At 73.5% G+C, this 15,195-nt stretch carries 14 protein-coding genes; 6 read left to right on the top strand and 8 right to left on the bottom strand.

Going from position 1 to position 15,195, the window contains the following annotated elements:
* Positions 1 to 18: 18 nt before the first annotated feature.
* The 6 genes from ACGFU6_RS23285 (at position 19) to ACGFU6_RS23260 (ending at position 6,858) form a co-directional block, all read left to right on the top strand.
* Positions 19 to 1,296 (top strand): acetyl-CoA carboxylase biotin carboxylase subunit family protein, encoded by a 1,278-nt coding sequence (locus ACGFU6_RS23285; protein WP_393613488.1) that lies wholly within the window; start codon positions 19 to 21, stop codon positions 1,294 to 1,296.
* Positions 1,283 to 2,551 carry an MFS transporter gene (locus ACGFU6_RS23280; protein WP_393613486.1) on the top strand — a complete coding sequence of 423 codons (1,269 nt, stop codon included), beginning with the start codon at positions 1,283 to 1,285 and terminating at the stop codon, positions 2,549 to 2,551. Before ACGFU6_RS23285 ends, ACGFU6_RS23280 begins: the two co-directional genes overlap by 14 nt.
* 71 nt (positions 2,552 to 2,622) lie before the next feature.
* Entirely contained in the window at positions 2,623 to 3,222 is a 600-nt protein-coding gene (locus ACGFU6_RS23275; RefSeq protein WP_393613485.1) for a phosphoribosylanthranilate isomerase, read from the top strand.
* 190 nt (positions 3,223 to 3,412) lie between these two features.
* Positions 3,413 to 4,825 carry a phenylacetate--CoA ligase family protein gene (locus tag ACGFU6_RS23270; RefSeq protein WP_393613483.1) on the top strand — a complete coding sequence of 471 codons (1,413 nt, stop codon included), beginning with the start codon at positions 3,413 to 3,415 and terminating at the stop codon, positions 4,823 to 4,825.
* Positions 4,822 to 5,532, top strand: a complete 711-nt coding sequence (locus ACGFU6_RS23265; RefSeq protein ID WP_393613482.1) for a hypothetical protein — start codon at positions 4,822 to 4,824, stop codon at positions 5,530 to 5,532. Before ACGFU6_RS23270 ends, ACGFU6_RS23265 begins: the two co-directional genes overlap by 4 nt.
* 54 nt (positions 5,533 to 5,586) lie before the next feature.
* The gene (locus tag ACGFU6_RS23260) at positions 5,587 to 6,858 is read left to right on the top strand and encodes an amidohydrolase family protein (RefSeq protein WP_393613481.1); all 1,272 of its coding nucleotides are present in this window, start codon (positions 5,587 to 5,589) and stop codon (positions 6,856 to 6,858) included.
* Between the two features lie 28 nt (positions 6,859 to 6,886).
* Here ACGFU6_RS23260 and ACGFU6_RS23255 read toward each other — a convergent pair whose 3' ends face one another.
* From ACGFU6_RS23255 to ACGFU6_RS23220, 8 genes are all read right to left on the bottom strand, one after another.
* Positions 6,887 to 7,552, bottom strand: a complete 666-nt coding sequence (locus ACGFU6_RS23255) for a flavodoxin family protein (protein WP_393613480.1) — start codon at positions 7,550 to 7,552, stop codon at positions 6,887 to 6,889.
* Positions 7,522 to 8,121, bottom strand: coding sequence for an anthranilate synthase component II (locus ACGFU6_RS23250; protein ID WP_393613479.1), 600 nt, complete (start codon positions 8,119 to 8,121; stop codon positions 7,522 to 7,524). The genes ACGFU6_RS23255 and ACGFU6_RS23250 overlap by 31 nt, the downstream gene beginning before the upstream one ends.
* On the bottom strand, positions 8,118 to 9,611 hold the full coding sequence (locus tag ACGFU6_RS23245; protein WP_393613478.1) for an anthranilate synthase component I family protein: 1,494 nt from the start codon (positions 9,609 to 9,611) through the stop codon (positions 8,118 to 8,120). Before ACGFU6_RS23245 ends, ACGFU6_RS23250 begins: the two co-directional genes overlap by 4 nt.
* 136 nt (positions 9,612 to 9,747) lie before the next feature.
* Positions 9,748 to 10,428 (bottom strand): phenylalanine--tRNA ligase beta subunit-related protein, encoded by a 681-nt coding sequence (locus ACGFU6_RS23240; RefSeq protein WP_393613476.1) that lies wholly within the window; start codon positions 10,426 to 10,428, stop codon positions 9,748 to 9,750.
* Positions 10,425 to 11,738, bottom strand: a complete 1,314-nt coding sequence (locus ACGFU6_RS23235; protein WP_393613474.1) for a Gfo/Idh/MocA family protein — start codon at positions 11,736 to 11,738, stop codon at positions 10,425 to 10,427. The genes ACGFU6_RS23240 and ACGFU6_RS23235 overlap by 4 nt, the downstream gene beginning before the upstream one ends.
* Before the next feature lie 61 nt (positions 11,739 to 11,799).
* Positions 11,800 to 12,915, bottom strand: a complete 1,116-nt coding sequence (locus ACGFU6_RS23230; protein WP_393613472.1) for an Ldh family oxidoreductase — start codon at positions 12,913 to 12,915, stop codon at positions 11,800 to 11,802.
* A gap of 54 nt (positions 12,916 to 12,969) precedes the next feature.
* On the bottom strand, positions 12,970 to 14,277 hold the full coding sequence (locus ACGFU6_RS23225; RefSeq protein WP_393613471.1) for a M20/M25/M40 family metallo-hydrolase: 1,308 nt from the start codon (positions 14,275 to 14,277) through the stop codon (positions 12,970 to 12,972).
* Complete coding sequence (locus tag ACGFU6_RS23220) at positions 14,270 to 15,193, bottom strand: sugar phosphate isomerase/epimerase family protein (RefSeq protein WP_393613469.1); 924 nt, start codon at positions 15,191 to 15,193, stop codon at positions 14,270 to 14,272. Before ACGFU6_RS23220 ends, ACGFU6_RS23225 begins: the two co-directional genes overlap by 8 nt.
* Positions 15,194 to 15,195 lie beyond the last annotated feature (2 nt).

Raw genomic sequence — 15,195 nt, 5'->3', positions numbered from 1 at the left:
CGACCATCCGGAGAACCGATGAACCGCCATGTCCTGATCCTCAACCGCTGGGCCAACTCCTTCGCGGAGTACCACCGTTACCTCGACCACACCACCGACCGCTTCGCCTACCTCACCACCGCCGCCGGCCGCCGGCCGCTCGACGAGGAACTGGCCGAATCCGTGCGGGTGCTGTCCGATCTCACCGACACCGCCGAGGTCCTGGCGCAGACGGCCAGGCTGATCGGCCTGTACGGCCCGTTCACGCACGTGCTGGCGCTCTCAGAGTTCGACCTGGAGGCGGCGGGCGAGATCCGCCGGCACTTCGGCATCCCGGGGCGCGGCCCCGCGGAGGTCGCCGCCGTGCGGGACAAGGTCGTGATGAAGGGCCTGGTCGCGGCGGCCGGGCTGCGGGTCCCGGAGTTCCGGGAGACGCCGACGGCGGCCCTGGTACGGGAGTTCGCCGCCCTCCACGGCTACCCGTTCGTCCTGAAGCCGCGCGCGGGCGCCGACAGCCAGGGGGTGCACGTGGTGCGCTCCCGGGACCGGCTGGAGGCGCTGCTGGGTGAGGCCGAGCTTTCCGACGCCCAGTGCGAGGAGTTCGTCGACGGGGTGCTCTACCAGATCGACGGCGTGGTGTCGGGCGGCGAACTGCTCACCTCACGGGCCTGGCGCTGCGGCGCCAGCTGCCTGGACTTCGCCACCGGTACGGCCTTCAGCTCGGTCGCCAACGACGACCCGGAGTTCGAGGAGCGGGTGACCGTCTTCGCGGAGCGGGTCTGCGCCGCACTCGGGCTCACCGACGACGTGTTCCACCTGGAGGTGTTCCGCACCGCACACGCTGACGGTGACGACCTGGTGTTCCTGGAGATCGGGGCACGGGCCGGCGGCGGCCAGGTCCGCTACGTCTGGCAGGAGGTCTACGGGATCGACCTGGTGGCCGCCTCCGCGCTGGTGCAGCTCGGCGAGGAGCTGCGGATCGAGCCGATGGACCTGTCCGGACCGGTCGCCGGGTATCTGATGATGCCCGAACCGCCCGTCCGCCCGGCCGTCGTGGAGTCGGTGACCTCGCTGGTGGACCGGGTGCCCGAGCTGTACGCCGAGACGCTGCCGCCCCCCGGCACCGTGCTCAGCGGCAACGGCGGCGCCGTGCACACCGCCGGCACGTTCCGGTTCCGGGCGGCCACCTCCGCCCGGGTCGAGGAGGCGATCCGGCACACGCTGGCCTCCTACCGCCTCGACTGGCACCCGCTCGACGCGCACTCCGCCGACACCCGGGGTCCGGCAGTCCGGGAGGCGGCCCATGTCGTCCTCTGAGCTCCTGGACCGGGCCGGGCGGCAGGCCCCGGAGCCGCCGCGCGGGCTGTGGCACCACCGGGACTTCCGCAGGCTCTGGGCCGGGCAGACGGTCTCGCTGCTCGGCTCCCGGGTCACCGAACTGGCCCTGCCGGTCACCGCGATCGTGCTGCTCGACGCGGGCCCGGCCCAGCTGGGGCTGCTGAACAGCGCCCAGTACCTGCCGGTGCTGTGCGTCACCCTGTTCGCCGGGGTGCTCGCCGACCGGGTGCGCCGCCGCCCGCTGCTGATCGCCGCCAACCTCGGACGGGCCTCGATCCTCACCGCGGTGCCGCTGCTCGCCTGGCTGGGCGGGCTCGGCGTCTGGGCCCTGTGCGCCGTGGCGTTCGCCACCGGGGTGCTCACCGCCCTGTTCGACGTGGCGTACCAGGCGTACGTGCCGTCGCTGGTGGCGAAGGAGCAGCTGGTCGAGGGCAACAGCAAGCTCCAGGCCAGCCGTTCGGTCGCGGAGACCGCCGGGCAGGGGCTCGGCGGCACCCTGATCCAGGTGCTCACCGCGCCCGTGGCGATCCTGGTGGACTGCCTGGGCTACCTCTTCGGGGCCGTCATGCTGCTGCGCATCCGTACCCCGGAGACCCGGCCGGTCCGCCCGGACGGTGCCCGCGCCTCCGTACGCAAGGAGATCGCCGCCGGGCTGCGCATGACGCTGCACAGCAGGCTGCTGCGGGTGATCATGCTGCACGCGTCCCTGTACAACCTGCTCTGGGACGTCGTCCTGGTCGTCTTCCCGCTCTACGGCATCCGGGAGCTGCACCTCGGACCGGCCGGTCTCGGCGTGATCATCGCGGTCGGCAGCCTCGGCGCGTTCGGCGGGGCACTGTCCGCGGGCCGGCTCGGGGCCCGGCTCGGGGTGGGCCGCACGATGGTCCTCGGCATGGTGGTGGCCTCCGCCTCGACCCTGCTGCTGCCGCTGGCGCCCGCCTCCGGCGGCGGCCACCTGCTGCTCGGCGCCGGGTACGTGCTCAACGGCTTCGGCATCGCGGTCTTCAACATCCACTCGATCACGCTGCGCCAGGCGACCGTGCCCGCCGAGCTCATCGGCCGGGTCAGCGCCACCTTCCGGTTCCTGACCTGGGCGGTGATCCCGCTGGGCGGGCTGCTGGGCGGGCTGCTCGCGTCGGCGGTCGGCCCGCGTGCCGCGCTCGCCGTGACGGCGGGCGGGCTGACCGCCGCCGCCCTGGTGTTCCTGTGCTCCCGCACCGCCGTACGGTCATGAGCCGCCGTACGGTGAACCGTTCCCGTGCCCACTCCCGTTCCCGTTCCCCGTTCCGTTTCCAGGAGGCAGATGTGTACGTCAAGGTATGTGGCCTGAGCCGCCCGCAGGACGTGGCGGCCGCCGTCGGGGCCGGGGCCGACGCGATCGGCTTCGTCCTCACGCCCAGCCCGCGCCAGGTCACCCCGGCCGCCGTCCGCGCGCTGGCCGGTGCGGTGCCGGCGGGCACCGCCACGGTCGCCGTGTTCCGCGGTGAGCCGCTCGACGAGGTGCGCCGGGCCGCCGCCGACGCGGGCGTCGACACCGTGCAGCTGCACGGCTCGGAGCCGCCCGAGGCGTTCGCCGCGCTGCGCTCGGACGGGTTCCGGCTGATCCGGGCCGCGTCGCCCGGGAGCGGGGCCCCGCTGGAGAGCGGTGCGTACGGCGAGGACCTGCTGATCATCGACTCGCCCAGCCCCGGTTCGGGCGAGCGCTGGGACCCGGCCGCGCTCGGCGGCGCCCCCGACGGCCCGTGGCTGCTGGCCGGCGGGCTGACCCCGGACAACGTCGCCGGTGCGGTGGCGGGCCTGCGGCCCTGGGGAGTGGACGTCTCCAGCGGCGTGGAGAGCTCCCGGGGGGTGAAGGACCCGGCGCTCATCGAGCGGTTCGTGGCCGGGGCCAAGGCGCTCGGATAGGCATCGCACCACACCCCGCCACCGCACTGCCTCCAAGTGCGGACGGACTGCCTCCTAAGGCGGATTGAGGACGGGCGGACGCGGCCCGCACTATCGGATGGCCGCTTCCCGGACGCGTAGGGAGCACCCGGGCACGCTCCCGGTGCACGGCACCTCGTCCACCTCAACCGCCGAACCACCAGGGGGATCCATGTGGCTGCCCGCTTCCGGGAAGCACCACGACTTCACCGAGCGCTATCTCGCCCTGCACGACCGGTACACCGCGGGCGAACTCGGTGAGGACGAGTGGCGTGCGTGGGCCCAGCGGCAGTTGCGCGAGGTCGTCGCGCTCGCCCAGGGCGGTTCGCCCTTCTACGCCCGGCACCTGGCCGGCGTGCGCGCCGACGCGCTCACCCTCGACGGGCTGAGCGCGCTGCCCTTCACCACGAAGGACCATCTGCGCACGGCCATGTCCGACATCCTCAGCCGTGATCTCGACGAGGCGTGCTTCTACTACGAGACCACCGGGACCACCGGGCCGGCCACCCCCTGCCCGCGCGACGCGCGCGAGGTGATCGCCTCCAACGCCCATGTGACGGAGAGCTGGCGGAACATCTTCGCGGACGTCTTCGGCGACCGGGCCCCGCGCGTCGGCGTGATGGGCCCCACCGAGGTGCACTCGCTCGGTGACACCCTCGGGGACGTGGCCCGCAACGTGGGCTCGGCCGTCGCCAAGATCTGGCCGTACTCCCCCGTCATCGGCTTCCCCAAGGCGCTCCAGCTGATCCGGGACCTGGCCCTGGACGTGGTGTTCTGCACCCCGAACGTGGCGCTCTCGCTGGCCAAGGCAGCCCGCGCCCAGGGCCTCGACCCGCGCCGCGACTTCGGCGTCAAGGTCTTCCTGGTCACCGGTGAGATGTGCACGCCCGACCTGGCCAGGCAGATCGACCAGGCCTGGGGCGCCCGGACCTACAACGCGCTCTACGGCTCCCAGGAGACCCTGGTCGTCGCCTCGGCCTGCGCACACGGCCGGCTGCACCTGGCCCGGCCCAACTACGTGGCGGAGCTGGTCGATCCGGACACCGGCGCCGCGCTCGGCGACCGGGGCACCGGCGAACTCGTCGTCACCATGCTGATCGACGGCATCAAGCCGCTGATCCGCTACCGCACCGGCGACCTCGTCGAACTCTCCGGCAACGACTGCGGCTGCGGCATCCGGGGCCCGGTGATGCGGGTCGTCGGCCGCACCCGCGACCGCATCGTGCTCGGCGGCCGCAGCTTCCAGGCCTGGCAGATCGAGCGGGCCGTGCTCCAGCGCATCGACCACAGCTACGGCTACCAGGTCGTCATCGACCGGGACGCGGAGGGCGAGGACCTGATCACCGTCCGGCTCGACCTGCCCGACGGGCCCGAACCCGGACTGGCGGCCGCGCACGCGGCGCGGGTCGCGGACTCCCTCGGGGTGCGCTGCCGGGTGGAACTGCCCGACGAGCTGGACCCGGTCACCACGACCGGCGCCTTCGTCAGCTGGAAGGCCGCACGCATCCACGACCGGCGGACCGCCGTCGACCACGAGACGGCAGCCGCCCGCCGGCTCGCCGGGGCACGGGGGCACCGCGCATGACCGAGCCACTGCTGCACCCCCACGGCCACAGCCGCCGCGGCGCCGGCGACCGGTCCGACCCCACCCCGTTCCCCATCCTGTGGGAGCCCGCCCGAATACCGCACTCGCCGCTCCTGCGGCCCGGCACCCTGCGGATCGGCACCCTCGGCCCGGACGGCACCACCTCGATGGTCGCCCTGGGCCGCCTCGGCTACCGGCTCGCCCACCTGGGCGGACCCGAGATCGAGGCCGCGCCGTACGACTCCTTCGAGGAGCTGCTCGCCGCCGTCGGCAGCCGGGGCGGCCCCTCCTACGCCCTGGTGCCGGGGGCCGCCGAGTGCGCGACCCGGTTCTTCTGGTCGCCCCGGCTGCGGCTCGACGCCAGCTTCTCCAGCCCGACCCCCGAGTACGGCATCGCCACGTACCGCACCGGACTGCGCGAGGGCATCCTGCGCCTGGCGACCCTGCACGAGACCCGCCGCCTGGTGGAGCTCCTGGACGGGGCCGAGGGCGGGCGGGGCGGCTACGAGATCGCCTGGGTGCCCGCCGAGTCGACCATGCACGCCGCGCAGCTGGTCACCGAGGGACGCGCGGACGCCGCCGTCACCAACGAACCCGGACGCGCCGCGCACCGGCTGGAGTTCCAGGTCTCGCGGCCGGGCGTCCCGATGGTCTGGATGGTGTTCGGGCCCGCGGTGCTCGCCCGGCCCGGTGCCACCACCCCGTGAGACGCCCGCCCGCCCCGAACGCCGCCGTGAACACCGCTATCCCAGGAGTTGATCGTGACCACTGACCGCCGGCTGCTGCTGCACGACGTCACCGTCCAGGAGGGGCTGGGCCGCGCCTCGCTGCCCGCCCGGTCGGTGCTGCTGGACGGTGAGCGCATCGAGGCCGTCCTGCCGGCCGCCGGCGCGCCCGCCGAGGGCGACTTCGTCCGCTGGGACCTGGCCGGGGCCACCGTGCTGCCCGGTATGACGCTGGGGCACACCCACATCGCGTACGTGAACGTCACCACCGGCCGCGAGACCCTGTTCAAGTACCGGGTGCCCGAGGTCGCGATGCACGCCGCCCGGCATGCGGCGGACCTGCTGACCTGCGGGTACACCGCGTTCGTCGGAGCCGGTTCGGTCGCCGGGATCGACATGGCGCTGAAGAACGCCATCGCGGCCGGGGCCATCAGCGGCCCGCGCATCACCCCGTGCAGCCGCGACCTGATGGTGTCGGGCCCGCCCGGACGGCGCTCCCCCGAGCTGAAGGAGCGGATGCCCCGGGACCTGATGCCGGTGGTGGACGTCCTCGGGGACCTGGTGAAGTACACCGAGGAGGAGATCGACGAGGGCGCCGAGATCATCAAGGTCTTCTCCTCCGGCGACGACACCTTCCCCAACGCCCGCTCGGACGAACTCCTGTTCACCCGCGAGGAGCTGACCACGGTCGTGGAGACCGCGCACCGCCGCGGCGCCCGGGTGCGGGCCCACTCGCGGGGACTGGGCGGCATCCGCAACGCGCTGGCCGCCGGGGTCGACGTCATCGACCACGCCACCTACGCGGACGACCGGGCGCTCGACGAGATCGCCGAGCGGGGCGTGTTCGTGGTGCCCAGCCTCTTCCAGCCCGACCGGCTGCTCGCCCTGGGCGAGCGGTTCGGCAAGGCCCCGGACTATCTGGAGTCGCTCGACTTCAAGGACGAGATCGAGAACACCCTGCGCTTCCTGCCCCGGGCCGAGGGCCTCGGCCTGAAGATCGTGCCGGGTGACGACTTCGGCTTCGCCTGGACCCCGCACGGCACCTACGCGGACGAGCTGGTGATGTACGTCGAGCGGGCCGGCATCGCGCCCGAGACGGTCATCAAGTGGGCCTGCGCCAACGGCGCCGAGCTGGCGGGGCGCGGCGCGGACGCCGGGGTGGTGGCGCCGGGACGCCTCGCGGACCTGGTGGTCTGGGACCGCGACCCGGCGGCCGACCTGACGGTGCTCCAGGACAGGGGCGCGCTGCGCTCGGTGCTGATCGGCGGAGCCCATGTGGCGGGACCGGCGGCGCCGCCGGTGCGCTGAACCGGGCCGCTGGAGAGGGCCGGGCTGTTCACCCCGTGGGGCTGAGCAGCCCGGCCCTCTCGTTGCGGGGCAGCGACAACAGCCGGGCGGTGTCGCCGCGGCCGGCGTGCGGGAGCAGCAGGATGCGCAGCAGGTCGATCATGCGGTCCATCAGTCCGCGTGCGGCGGCCAGGCCCTCCTCGTCCTCGCCCGGCGCGAACTGGTCCTGGACGAAGGCGGGAAAGCCGCTGCCGGGCACGATCATCCGGTTGAGCAGGACGTTGTCGATGAGCTGCCCGTAGACCCGGTCGTGGCTGTAGCGGCGCCCGGTGACCACGACTCCGGCGACCTTGTTGGCGAGCGGGCGGTCGAAGCGCAGGTGTCCGACCCCGGCCCGTTCGATGAAGTTCTGCATCACGCCGGCCAGGCCGAAGCCGTGGACGGGCGCCGCGTACAGCACGCCGTCGGCCCGGATCATCCGGTCCACCAGAGCCGGGACGTCGTCGTCCTGGGCGCAGGGCAGCGGCCGTATGTTGCAGTCGCCGCACGGGCCGCACGGGGTGATGTCGTACTCGGCGAGCGGGATCACGTCGAGGTGCACGCCGTGCTCGGCGGCCTGCGCGGCCATCATGCGCAGTACTCGCCCGGTGAGCCCGTCGGGGCGCTCGGAACCGTTCAGGGCGGCTATCGACGCCCAGGGACCGTGGTCGGCCATGGCTGTATCCCTTCGAGGAAGTTCGTGATGAAGGCCTGTCCGGTGCGGGTGGTGATGCTCTCGGGGTGGAACTGCACGCCCTGGACGGGCAGCCGGTGGTGGCGCAGTCCCATCACGCAGCCGTCCTCCCGGGCCCGTGCGGTCACGGTGAGCGTGTCGGGCGGCGGGTCGGCGACGGCCAGTGAGTGGTAGCGGGTGACCTCGGTGCCGTCCGCGAGTCCGGCGAAGACGCCGGTGCCGTCGTGGTCGAGGCGGCTGGTCTTGCCGTGCACGGTGCGCGCGGCCCGCTCGATCCGGCCGCCGAAGGCGAGCCCGATGGCCTGGTGGCCCAGGCAGATCCCGAGCAGCGGGACCCGGCCGGCGAAGTGGCGCACCAGCTCCGGGTGGCCGGAGTCGGCGGGGTGCCCCGGTCCGGGGCCGAGGACCACGGCGTCCGGGCGGCGGGCGGCCAGCTCGGCCGGGGTGTGCGCGTGGGCGGTGACGAGGTCGGTGCGGGCGCCCTGCTGACGCAGGTAGTGGTCGATGATGTGGACGAAGCTGTCGCGTGCGTCGACGAGCAGGATTCTCATGCGGTGAGCACCTCGCCGGTCAGCGCGGAGTACACGGCGCTCATCTTGATCAGTGTCTCGCCCCATTCGCCGTCGGCCGAGGAGTCGGCGACCACCCCGGCGGAGGCCTGGAGCGTGTAGGTGCCGGTGGCGGGGTCGTGGACGGCGGTACGGATGCACAGGGCGAGCGTCGCCGCCTGACCGCGCAGGTCGATCAGGCCCAGCGCGCCCGCGTAGGCGCCGCGCGGCCGGCCCTCGATCTCCTGGATCAGCTCCATGGCGCGGACCTTGGGGGCGCCGGTCATGGTGCCGGCCGGGAAGGTGGCGCGCAGGGCGGAGAACACGTCGGCCGCGGCGACCAGTTGGCCACTCACCGTGGAGACGAGGTGGTGCACCTGGGCGAAGTGCTCGACCTCCATCATCTGTTCGACGGCGAGGGTGCCCGGTACGGAGACCCTCGCCACGTCGTTGCGGCACAGGTCGACGAGCATGATGTGCTCGGCGCGTTCCTTCTCGTCGGCGTGCAGCGCGGCCACCCGGCGGGCGTCCTCGGCGGGGTCGGCGGCCCGTGCGGTGGTGCCGGCGATGGGCCGCATGGCCAGGGTGCGGCCCTCGATCCGCAGCAGCAGTTCGGGGCTGGCCCCGACCAGGGTGCGGCCCGCCCACGGCACCAGGTACATGTACGGCGAGGGGTTGCTCCGGCGCAGCCGGCGGTAGGCGTCCAGGGGCTCCAGGGGCGTCGTCACCTCGATGCGGTGGCCGATCTGGATCTGGTAGACGTCGCCGGCCCTGATGTGTTCCAGGCAGCGTTCCACCCGCTCGGTGAACTCCTCGCGCTGCACGGTGCGGCGTACCTCCTGCGGCCGGGGCGCGGCCGGCGGCGGGGTTTCGGCGGTGTCCGGCAGGGCCCGCACCAGCCCGGCGAGCCGGTCGCCCAGCAACCCGGGGCCACCGAACTCGGCTGCATGGGCGCGGAGTTCGTGACTCTCGCCGCTGCCGAGGTGGTAGCTGACGACGTGCCGGAAGAGGGTGAGGGTGATCTCCGGGTCCTGGCCCGGTCCGAGCGGCGGCAGCTGCTCCAGGTGCCAGGCGGCCTCGTAGCCGAGCACGGCGAGGAACCCGAAGGCGTAACTGTCGAGCGGTACGTCGGTGTCCACGGCGAAGGCCCCGCGCAGCGTCTCCAGCAGCCGCTGTACGTCACCGGCGGCGCCGTCCACGAGGGGGCGCAGCCGGTCCACCAGGCCGGGAGCCCCGTCCAGCGCGGCCTGTCCGTCCCGCACCGTGATCCGGGCGAGGGCCTCGGCGCCGACGGCCGCGAAGCGGCAGTCCTCGTCGGGGCCCGCCAGGCTCTCGAAGAGGAACACCTGGTCCGCACCGAGCAGCCGGCGCAGTTCGGTGGCCAGGGCGAGCGGGGCGTGCGGCGGCAGCGGGGTCCGCGCCACGCTCACCCGCACGGGTGCGGGGTGCGCCCGGTGCGGTGCTGCGGCGGGCTCGACTGCGGTGATGGTCATCGTGGGCGGTCTCTTTTCGGTACGCGGGGGCGGCGGCGGCTTGGCACCAGCCAATCAACTGCGCGTACCTGCGGAGCAGTCCACTGACCCGGGGTGGCGGCGGACCACTCGCCGCCTGCCCGGGGGCCCGGTGGTGCTAGTTCGCCGTCCCGCGCAGCAGTGCGGCCGCCTCCAGCAGCGCGTCCCGGCAGGTGTCCTCGCTGACGCCGGGGACGGCGCAGGCCAGCAGCAGCACCCGGCGGGTGGTGCCGGTCACCGCCTGGTGCACGCCGTCGCGGTGCGCGAACTGCGACAGCACGCGCTCCTCGTCGGCGAGCACCAGCCCGCCGGCCTCCAGGGTCACCGGGCCGTCCGCACCGAGCGCGGTGAACTCCTCGGTGCCGTCGGTCAGCCGCAGCCCCACCTCGCCCACGAGCGTGTCCCGGTCGAACAGGCCGAGCGCGACCAGGCTGCGTACGGCGACCGCGTTGACGGCGTCGACGGCCGGGTTGATCTGCGGCCAGGCGCCGAGCGGCTTGGTCCGCAGGCCCCGGTCGATCAGGGCCTGTACGGAGGGCGGCCGCTTGTCGGGGTGGGTGCCGAGCAGCCGGCTCAGCTCCCGGTAGGCGGCGACGTTGGGGGCGGCGCGCACCTCGGCGCGGCTCCTGCCGTTCCACTGGGCGTGCGCCTCGGTCCAGACCGCCTCGGCCGCCGAGGGGCCGGTGGCGCCGATGTCCGCCTCCAGGGTCAGTACGTGCACTCCGGGCACCCGCTCACGGGCCTCGGGCGTCACGGTGACCCTGCGGAAGGTGGGGGTGCCCTGTGTGGTGGTGGTCATCGGGTTCCTCCGGAGAAGGTGAGGGTGTCCAGCGTATTCAGGTTCAAGTCCTCAGCGGTGAGGACACGTTCGGTGTCGATGAGAATGTTGTAGTGGTTCGGCGCGTGGCACTCGTCAAAACCGGCCACCCGTCCGATCGGCCCGCCCGGGCCCGTCACCACGTCGCCCCGGTCGATCACCGTGGCCGCCGTGAACTCCGCGAAGCCCAGGAACCCGACGTGGTCGACCCGGTCGCCGGTGGCGGTGGGCCGGTCGGTGGTGGTGACCAGTTCGTGCACGTCGCCGGCGCGCACGCAGCGCGACTGCCAGGGCGACAGGGTCATGCCCCGGTCGGTGCGCCGGTGGAACAGCAGCTTCACCAGCTGGGCCGGGACGGGCTCCTTGCCGGTCATCCGCAGCCGCTCCTCCCTGGTCCGGCCGATGGCGTACGCCTCCTCGACCAGGTCGACGATGTGCGGGCCCCGGTCCGGTCCGCTGCGGCCGTCGCGGACCGTGCGGTGGAAGTCCGCCATGATCCCGGCGTACTCGTGGTCGAGGGAGGACTTGAACTCCTGGAATCCGTCGAGCATGTCGGCGTACAGCTGCCGGCCGTCCTTGAGGTGGACGGTGATGTCCTTGCGCTCACCGGTCTCCAGGGCCCAGTCCAGGTCCACCAGGACCGGGATGCCGTCGGGGGTGGCCAGGTGCAGTTCGGCGCAGAACTCGACGCCGGACCGGACGTCGCCGATCGTGGCGTCCGTCAGCGTGAGCGGGCCGAGCACGGTCTCCAGGGCGTCCAGCGCGTTGGGGCCGTTGTCGATGACGCAGCCGCCGCCGCAGCGGTCGAGGTCCTGGTACCAGGCCTCGCTGCCGCTGTGTTCCTCGATCCGCTCCTGGTAGCGGCTGGTGACGTGCGAGATCTCCTGCCGGTCGGCCAACTGGTCCGCCAGCTGCTGGACATGGGTGTTGTAGCGGCGGTGGAAGGCGGTGAACAGGGTCGTGCCGTACTCGTCGGCCAGCCGTATCAGGTGGTGCGCGTCCTCGGCGTGGACGGTCAGCGGCTTCTCGCAGCAGACGTGCGCACCGGCCCGCAGGGCGTCGGCCACGACCGGGGCGTGCGCGTGGTTGGGCAGGGTGACCACCACACCGTCCACGAGACCCGAGGCGAGCAGTTCGCGGTGGTCGGTGAACACGGCGGTCTCCGGCGCGAATCCGGCCAGTTTCCGGCGGTCCAGATCGCAGACGGCGGTCAGCCGGAGCTCCGGGTCGTCCTCGATGGCCCGCAGGAAGAAGGGGGCGATGACGCCCAGTCCGATCACTCCGATACGCATGACGGTTCGGTCCTTTCCGTTTCCTCGGTCGTTTGGGGGGTGGTGCCGGTGTCCGGCTGCCTCAGGCGGCGGGCGCGAGGGTCCGGACGGCCAGCGCGTCCGGCGCCCGCACGGCCAGCTGCCCGGCGAGGGCCACCAGGCCGTCGGCCACCGGTCCGGGCAGCAGGACGCCCTCGCGCCGCGACTGCGCGTACCGCTCGGCCTCGGGGGCTCCCGGGTAGGTGACGCCCCGGGTCGCGTACGCGGCGGCCGGGGAGTTCACGACCGTGTCGAGCAGACGGCGGTTCTCGGCGGCGATCGCGTGTGCCGAGCCGAACGCCGAGGGGTCGATCACGATCGCGGTGTGGCCCACGTTGTCGTCGCCGGCCGGCTCGCCCTTCAGCACGCCGGGCCGGGGGCCGTAGGCGGCGCCGGAGAGCGGGCCGCACAGCAGGTCCACCAGCAGGGCGAGGCCGAAGCCCTTGGCGCCGCCGGTCGAGGCGGGCCCGCCGAGCCAGGCGACGTCCGCCTCCTCCGCCATGAAGTCGGCCGGATCCGAGGTCGGGGTGCCGTCGTGGCGCACCAGCCATTCCTGGGGGACCTGCTGGCCCTCCCGGTGGGCGGCCTTGATCTTCCCGGTCGCGACCACCGTGGTGCTCATGTCGAGGACGAACGGCGCGCCCTCGGTCACCGGCACGGCCGCGCTCAGCGGGTTGGTGCCGAGCATCCGCACGGTGCCGCCCAGCGGCGGGGCGACGCCCTGGGCCCCGCAGTTCGTCATCGCCAGGCCGATCAGCCCGGCGGCCGCCGCCTTCTGCGTGTAGAAGCCGGCGCTGCCGAAGTGGGTGCTGTTGCGCACGGCGACCATGCCGATCCCGGTCTGCCGCGCCTTGGCCATGGCGATGTCCATGGCCAGGTCCATGGTGACGAGGCCGAGCCCGCGCTCCCCGTCGAGCAGGGCGGCCCCGGCGGTCTCCTGGACGACGCGCGGGGTGGCGCCGGCGTCTATCCGGCCGTCGAGCAGCCGGGGGGCGTAGATGTTCACGAGCCCGTTGGTGCCGTGCGTGGTGAAGCCGTTCGCGTCGGCGTAGGTGATGACGTCGGCGGCGGTGCGCGCCGATTCGGTGTCCAGGCCGCAGTTCGTGAGGACGTCCTGGACGAAGGTGGTGAGCTCGGTGAGGGGGACACGGACGGTCATGGCGAATCCTTTTCCGGGTGAGGTCGTGCGGGAGGGAGCGGGAGGGGGAGCGCGTCAGGCGGTGCGGGCGGCGAAGGCGTGGACCAGTTCCCTGATGCGCCGGGCGTAGGTGTCCAGGTCGTCCAGGTGCACGAACTCATCTGCGGTGTGGGCCCCGTTGGCGTCGAGCTGTCCCGGTCCGCAGGCCACCACGTAGCGGCCGGGGCCGGGTGCCCAGATCGCGTCGCAGGTGAAGGCGGAACCGTCGGCCAGTCCGTCGTGCCGGAGGAAACCGGCGTCGTTCAGAACGAGTTCGGCGTCGGCGTCGCGGTTGTTCAGGGTGGGCAGGCCCTGCTTCAGCCAGTCCAGGCGGACGATCCGGCGCCAGTCCTTCACCGTGCGGCGGCTGAACGGGTCGTGGGCGTGCAGATGGGCGAACTCGGTCCGGGCCTCCTCGATCAGCACCTCGAGGGAGGCGGCGAGCAGTTCGGCCTGTTCGGTCGCCGGGTAGGCGATGTTGAGCAGCAACTGCCCTCCGCCGTAGACCCGGTTGTGCGCGTTGCCGGTGTGCAGGCCCGAGACGCAGAGCTTGGCTCCCATGCCGTGGGCGAGCGGGCCGAGCCGGCGGGCGAGGAAGTCCGCGAGGAAGCCCAGGAGCACGGTGGCGTTGTGGCCGTCCGCGGGGTGGTCGTCGGTGGAGTCCTGGCCGTCGACCGTGATCCGGGGGGTCATCGCGGCGGTGCAGCCGTCCATGAAGGTGTTGCCGGTGGGCTCCGCGAACACCATCAGGCGCCCGGTGAACCCCGCGTCGACCAGCGCGCGGGTGCCGTAGGTGCCCATCGCGCCGCCCTCCTCGCCGGGCACGGAGGCGATCTGCACCTCGATACGGCCGTCGAGGCCCGGGTCCTGCGCGAAGGCCGCGGCGACCCCGGCCGCGGCGGCGATCCCCGGGCCCTTGTCGTCGACGGCGCCCCGGCCGTGCAGGATCCGCCCGTCCAGCCTCGGCGGCACGTGCGGGCCGACCGTGTCCACGTGGAAGTTGATGACCAGGCGGCGCTCCTGCGGCTGCGGTGCCCCGTGGGCGACGACCACCGAGGGCTGCCCGGCCAGGAACGCGGGCAGGTCGCGGGCGGCCTCCTCACGGACCGGGGCGGGCACCTCGGGGCGGTCGAGGAGTTCGGGGGCGGGGGCCCGGTGCAGCACGGTGCGGAAGCCGCGCTCGGCGGCGCCGGCCAGGAAGACCCGCTGCGCGCGGGCGGCCCCGTCCAGCGGGCCGCCCTCCAGCGGCGAGACCGAGTCGATGGCCATCAGGTCGGTCAGCCACTCCAGGTCGCCGGCGTCGAGGCCGCCGCGGGTGCGGGTGGTGCGGGCCGTCTCAGCCATGGTGGCTCCCCTCCCAGTACATGGGGCTGTCCGTGGAATCGATGAAGGCGCGGCTCTGTGCGGTGCCGAGCAGTGCGGCGCAGCGCCGGGCGTACTCCCGGTAGCCGTCCGCCAGTGCGGCGGGGTCGCCCGCCAGGCCCAGGTGCGGGATGCGGGCCAGGTGGGGTTCCAGGCTGTAGTAGCCCCGGTAGCCGTGCTGCTCCAGCAGGTTCACGCAGTCCACGACGTGGGCGGTGCCCTCGCCGGGCATGGTGAACTCGGCCGTGGCGCCGGAGCCGACGCCGTCCTTGATGTGCACGTGCTCCACCCACGGCAGCACCCCGCGCAGGAAGTCGAGCGAGTCGTAGCCGTAGGCGAGGCCGTTGCCGGTGTCGAACAGCAGCCGCAGCCGGGGGCTCGCGACCTCCTCCAGCATCCGCACGGTGTGCGCCGCGCTCCGGCCGGCCCAGCCCTGGCAGTTCTCGTGCAGCAGGGTCACCCCGAGCCGCTCGGCCTCGCGGGCCAGCTTCTTCATCCGGCGCAGCGCCTCGGAGCGCCATTCGCGCTCGGGGCGGCCGTCGTTGGGGTAGGACATGACCCGCAGCCGGTCGCAGCCGAGCAGGGCTGCCACCTTGGCGGAGCGTTCGAGGGCCGCCAGCTCGTCGTCCATGGGGGTGGCGACGGTGGTGGACCAGGATCCCACCGGGGTGTCGACGACGGGCACCCGCAGACCGGCGACGATGGTGCGCCGGGCCAGGTCGGCCGCGTCGCCCGCCGGCAGCTCGTGCAGGCCGAGGCCGTCGACCGTACGCAACTCGACGGCTGCCATGCCCAGTTCGTGGTGGATGGCCAGCTGGCCCGCCAGGTCGGGGGCGGCCTCGTCCCCGATGCCGCACAGCCGGTCCGCGGCGATGCCCGGGGTCTTCGCTACCGACATCC

This window comes from Streptomyces sp. NPDC048462, assembly GCF_043200175.1.
Lineage (GTDB): Bacteria > Actinomycetota > Actinomycetes > Streptomycetales > Streptomycetaceae > Streptomyces.
This window is presented reverse-complemented; position numbering and strand designations above follow the sequence as displayed.

Coding starts and splice junctions, on each gene's coding strand:
- ACGFU6_RS23285 (WP_393613488.1), top strand. CDS start 19: ATGAACCGCCATGTCCTGATCCTCAACCGCTGGGCCAACTCCTTCGCG.
- ACGFU6_RS23280 (WP_393613486.1), top strand. CDS start 1,283: ATGTCGTCCTCTGAGCTCCTGGACCGGGCCGGGCGGCAGGCCCCGGAG.
- ACGFU6_RS23270 (WP_393613483.1), top strand. CDS start 3,413: ATGTGGCTGCCCGCTTCCGGGAAGCACCACGACTTCACCGAGCGCTAT.
- ACGFU6_RS23265 (WP_393613482.1), top strand. CDS start 4,822: ATGACCGAGCCACTGCTGCACCCCCACGGCCACAGCCGCCGCGGCGCC.
- ACGFU6_RS23255 (WP_393613480.1), bottom strand. CDS start 7,552: ATGGCCGACCACGGTCCCTGGGCGTCGATAGCCGCCCTGAACGGTTCC.
- ACGFU6_RS23250 (WP_393613479.1), bottom strand. CDS start 8,121: ATGAGAATCCTGCTCGTCGACGCACGCGACAGCTTCGTCCACATCATC.
- ACGFU6_RS23245 (WP_393613478.1), bottom strand. CDS start 9,611: ATGACCATCACCGCAGTCGAGCCCGCCGCAGCACCGCACCGGGCGCAC.
- ACGFU6_RS23240 (WP_393613476.1), bottom strand. CDS start 10,428: ATGACCACCACCACACAGGGCACCCCCACCTTCCGCAGGGTCACCGTG.
- ACGFU6_RS23235 (WP_393613474.1), bottom strand. CDS start 11,738: ATGCGTATCGGAGTGATCGGACTGGGCGTCATCGCCCCCTTCTTCCTG.
- ACGFU6_RS23230 (WP_393613472.1), bottom strand. CDS start 12,915: ATGACCGTCCGTGTCCCCCTCACCGAGCTCACCACCTTCGTCCAGGAC.
- ACGFU6_RS23225 (WP_393613471.1), bottom strand. CDS start 14,277: ATGGCTGAGACGGCCCGCACCACCCGCACCCGCGGCGGCCTCGACGCC.
- ACGFU6_RS23220 (WP_393613469.1), bottom strand. CDS start 15,193: ATGTCGGTAGCGAAGACCCCGGGCATCGCCGCGGACCGGCTGTGCGGC.